At 71.7% G+C, this 3672-nt stretch carries 3 protein-coding genes; all 3 read right to left on the bottom strand.

All coding sequences use genetic code 11. The features are described 5' to 3' along the window. Nucleotides 1-28: 28 nt before the first annotated feature. The 3 genes from FNH04_RS42980 to FNH04_RS42970 all read right to left on the bottom strand — a co-directional run bounded on the left by FNH04_RS42980 (nucleotide 29) and on the right by FNH04_RS42970 (nucleotide 3558). The gene (locus FNH04_RS42980) at nucleotides 29-1180 is read right to left on the bottom strand and encodes a carbohydrate kinase family protein (RefSeq protein WP_407704181.1); all 1152 of its coding nucleotides are present in this window, start codon (nucleotides 1178-1180) and stop codon (nucleotides 29-31) included. A gap of 129 nt (nucleotides 1181-1309) precedes the next feature. Then, entirely contained in the window at nucleotides 1310-2605 is a 1296-nt protein-coding gene (locus tag FNH04_RS42975) for a glucarate dehydratase family protein (protein ID WP_322725514.1), read from the bottom strand. Beyond that, a complete protein-coding gene (locus FNH04_RS42970) occupies nucleotides 2602-3558 on the bottom strand; it encodes a 5-dehydro-4-deoxyglucarate dehydratase (protein ID WP_152791670.1) in 957 nt (318 codons plus the stop codon). Before FNH04_RS42970 ends, FNH04_RS42975 begins: the two co-directional genes overlap by 4 nt. Nucleotides 3559-3672 lie beyond the last annotated feature (114 nt).

Genomic DNA, 3672 nt, shown 5'->3' with positions numbered 1-3672 from the left:
GCAAACACCCTCGCCGGCCCCGCGCCGCTCACGCCGACCGCCGGAACCCGATCGTGGGCGCCGCCCTCCGCAACGGCCACGCACCGACCCCTCGCTCCGGCAGCAGGCCCTCCAGAAACGCGTACCGCCGCAGCGCAGCCGGATCCTGCCCCTCCAGGGACTGCACCCGCCGCCACCACGCAGCGATCTCCGACCACCCGGGCGCCGACAAGGACCCCCCGAACTCCTGCACCGACAAGGCCGCGATCAGCCCGGCGAAGGCCAGCCGGTCCGCCAGCGGCCAGTCGGCGAGCGTACCGGTGACGAAACCGGCCACGAACACGTCCCCCGCCCCCGTCGGATCCAGCGCCTCGACAACGATCGCCGGCACCTCAGCCGTCTCACCGGTCCGCGCGTCCACGGCATACGCCCCCTCCGCCCCCAGCGTGACCACGGCCAGCGGCACCTGCTCGGTGAGCGCCCGCGCGGCCGCCCGCGGACAGCCCGCCCCGGTGTACCGCATCGCCTCCTCCGCATTGGGCAGAAACGCCTCGCAGTGCTCCAGATCGGCAAGCCCCGCCAGATCCCAGCGCCCGGTCTCGTCCCACCCGACATCGGCGAACACACGGGTGCCCTTGCTCGCCGCCTGGGCGATCCAGGGCGCACGCACACCAGGCGTCAGTGAGGCGACAGCCGCACGCGCATGCGGCGGACACTCCGGCGCGGGCTCCTCCGGAGGGGGCTCGTGACCATGGGACACCATGGTCCGCTCCCCCTCGTACGCCATGGAGACGGTGACCGGCGAGTGCCAGCCGGGGACCATACGGGACGGCGTCAGGTCGATCCCCTCACCCTGCGCCAGCGCGTCCCAGCAGTACTCCCCGTAGTGGTCGTCCCCGAAGGCCGCCGCGAGAGAGGTCCTCAGACCGAGACGGGCCAGCGCGGTGGCCATGTTCGCGACCCCGCCGGGGCTCGACCCCATTCCCCGCGCCCAGGACTCGGTACCGCGCACCGGCGCCGAGTCGAGCCCGGTGAAGATGATGTCGAGGAAGACGGTCCCGGTCAGATACACGTCCCAGGGCGGATCACCCTCGGCACGCAGACCGGCGAGGGGATCCCACCCGTCCGAGCTCGACCGGGGGCCCGGCCGGGGGTGGGTCTGGTGCCGGAGGTGCGGACGCTCTCCCTCGAACGCGGTCACGGTGTGCTCCCTGGCATGGTGCGGATCTGGCCAGTGTGCACCAAACGCCCTGTGGGGCGGCGCCGGTCGGGCCGGAGCCACCCCACAGGGGCACGACCACGGCCACGGCCCCGGACGACCGCCCCGGAACTACCAGCGCGGAACGGCCGGAGCGACCCACCCGGGGTCGGCGACCCGCATGGCCGCCGCGTCGTCCCGGTCCCGCAGCGACCCGTCGTCGTCCAGCCACCGCCGATGGAGGAACTCCAGCCTGGCCCGGTCCACTTCGACACCGAGGCCGGGCGCGTCGGACACGGCGACCTTGCCGCCCTCGAACGCGAGCCGCCGGGTGAGCACGTCCTCGGACTGCCACGGATAGTGGGAGTCACAGGCGTGGTGGAGGTCCGGGACGGTCGACGCGACATGGGTCATCGCGGCCAGTGAGATCCCGAGGTGGGTGTTGGAGTGCATGGACACCCCGACCCCGAAGGTGCGGCAGACGGCGGCGAGTTGCTGGGTGTTCCGCAGCCCGCCCCAGTAGTGGTGGTCGGACAGGACGACCTGGACGGCGTCCCGTGCGAACGCCTCCTTGATCTCCGCGAACGTCGTCACGCACATGTTGGTGGCGAGCGGCACGTCGGTACGCAGCGAGACGTCGGCCATCGCCGCCGTGCCTAGCGCCGGGTCCTCCAGGTACTCCAGTACGTCGCTCAGCGCGTCCGCGACCTTGAGCGACGTCTCCACGGACCAGGCCCCGTTGGGATCGAGCCGCAGCGGGTGCCCGGGGAAGGCCTCGGCCAGCGCCCGTACGGCGGCGATCTCCTCATCGGGAGGGAAGACCCCGCCCTTGAGCTTGAACGACGTGAACCCGTACCGCTCCGTGAACCTCCGCGCCTGCTCGACGACCCCGGCCGGATCGACGGCGGCCCCCCAGTCGTCCTTCTCGCAGGCGACGCCCCCGGGATGGTCGGCCCACTTGTAGAACAGGTACGCGCTGTACTCCACGGCGTCCCGCACCTTGCCGCCGAGCAGCGCGTGCACGGGCAGCCCGAGCGCCTTGCCCAGCGCGTCGAGGCAGGCGACCTCGAACGCCGACACGACGGACAGCCTCAGCTTGTCGGCGGTCTGGACGCCGCGCAGCCCGCCCACGTCGACCTGGTTGTCGACGCGGGCCGCGTCCACGGCGACCTCGTCCGCGACGGTGAACAGTCCGTTCAGATCAGTGACCTGACGCCCCACCAGTCTGTCCGCGAAGGGCCGGGCGAGTTCCAGGTACTTGCCGTCGCCATAGGTCTCCCCGAACCCGGAGATCCCGTCGGCGGTCACCACCTCCACGATCAGCCGGGGGGTGTATGGCTGGTGCACCCCCTGGGTGTTCAGCAGGGGCGGATCGGCGACCAGGATCGGGGTCAGCCGGACCTCGGTGATCGTCATGTTCCGGGTCACAGGGCGGCTCCTACGAGGTCGAGTCCGGTGGCGAGCAGCTTCTCCAGGTCGCCGAGGTCGGCGGCCGACGGGTCGGTGAGCGGGGCGCGTACGGGTCCCACCGGGCGCCCGCGCAGCCGGGCCGCCGCCTTGATCAGCGACACGGCGTATCCGGGCACCCGGTCGCGCAGTTCGACGAGCGGTACGTAGAAGTCGCGCAGCAGCTTGTCGGCCGTGCCCGTGTCGCCGTCGCGCAGGGCGGCGAAGAAGGCGGCCGCGATCTCGGGCGCGAAGGCGTGCACGGCGGACGAGTAGGCGGGCACGCCGACGGCGGCGTACGCACGGGCCTGCACCTCGGCGGTGGCGGCCCCGTTGAAGAACAGGAACCCCTCGGGCGCGGCCAGCGTGAGCCTCTGCAGACGGTCGAGATCGCTGTGCCCGTCCTTCAGCCCGATGACGTTCGGGATACGCGCGATCCTCCGCAACGCCTCGACGCCGAAGGCGACCTGACCGCGCTGGTAGGCGATGAGCGGCAGCCGGGTCCGTACGGCGATCTGCTCGAGCTGGGCGACGAGCCCGTCCTGCGGGGCGGCGACGAGATAGTGCGGCAGCACGAGCAGGGCGTCGGCCCCGGCCTCCTCGGCGATCCGCGCGAAACGTACGGCCTGCGCCCACCCGTACCCCGTCCCGGCGACGACGGGCACCCGTCCGCCGGCCACCTCGACGGCCGCGGAGACGACCTGCCGGTACTCGTCCTCGTCGAGCGAGAAGAACTCCCCGGTCCCGCACGCCGGGAAAACGGCACCGGGCCCGGTGGCGATCTGCGCGTCGAGGTACGCGCGGAAGCCGTCGAGGTCGAGGGACCCGTCACGACGGAAGCCGGTCAGCGGAAAGGACAGCACACCACTGGCCATTCCCTTCCTCAGCCGCTCCACGACGACCCCGAGGCCCCCTTCCGTACTTCCGCCCTCCATACCAGCACCAGCTCCATCTTCGTATGTAGACGCTATACACGTATGGAAATGGAGGTTAGATATCCGAACACCAACCGTCAATGGCCCCTCCCGCAGGGGTGGGTGGGTTGTGTG

Origin of the sequence: Streptomyces phyllanthi, assembly GCF_009377205.1 — a bacterium.
Lineage (GTDB): Bacteria > Actinomycetota > Actinomycetes > Streptomycetales > Streptomycetaceae > Streptomyces > Streptomyces phyllanthi.
The sequence above is the reverse complement of the archived record's forward strand: the minus strand, read 5'-3'. Positions and strand labels throughout refer to the sequence as shown.

What these genes read in the sequence shown, in the direction of transcription:
- FNH04_RS42970 (WP_152791670.1), bottom strand. Translation starts at nt 3,558, where the DNA reads ATGGAGGGCGGAAGTACGGAAGGGGGCCTCGGGGTCGTCGTGGAGCGG.